This window comes from Thermosynechococcus sp. (genome assembly GCF_046299635.1).
Taxonomy (GTDB): domain Bacteria; phylum Cyanobacteriota; class Cyanobacteriia; order Thermosynechococcales; family Thermosynechococcaceae; genus Thermosynechococcus.
In genome coordinates this window covers 1-508 of sequence record NZ_JBKBHV010000085.1, presented here as the reverse complement: position 1 = coordinate 508, position 508 = coordinate 1, and the positions used below count along the sequence as shown (strand labels likewise).

At 41.5% G+C, this 508-nt stretch carries 1 protein-coding gene; it reads right to left on the bottom strand.

The window, feature by feature from the left end; all coding sequences use genetic code 11:
* Positions 1–50: 50 nt before the first annotated feature.
* Positions 51–323 (bottom strand): CRISPR-associated protein Csx18, encoded by a 273-nt coding sequence (gene csx18 / locus ACK4IR_RS12470; protein WP_409874655.1) that lies wholly within the window; start codon positions 321–323, stop codon positions 51–53.
* Positions 324–508 lie beyond the last annotated feature (185 nt).

Genomic DNA, 508 nt, shown 5'->3' with positions numbered 1-508 from the left:
CTGCCGCGATAGGTAGAGAGTCGTGCCCATATCAGAGGTAGCGAACACTTTCAGAGGACCAACACTGATGAATGATGAATAGTTCTCTGTTCAGTAGAAGAAGAATAGGTCACCTGTTGCCGCACCAAGCGTCCTAGTATCAGTGATAAAACTTGGTCAATAACAACCCCTGTGATAAAGCTGCTAGCAATTATTAATAGCGTTGTCGTAATGACTGCTGCCAATCCCAAGGGGGCAATCAACAGGATAATTAAGGCAAAAAAACCGTTGCACAAGGCAATTGCAGCGTTACGGATGCAAACAAAAGTTAAACTCTTTACCATCATTCATTGTTACTCGTCATCGTTCTCAATTCTGGCAAATTTGCACAAAAAAGATCGAAATAAATCTTAAAATTGTTGTTGTTTTATGACAATTGAGTTTCGTTTAGTGTTGATTTTTCTCTGTCGACGGATCTATTCAGGTGGGCAAACACCTGATTCTTGCGTTGGATCCCTCGGAGTTGCTC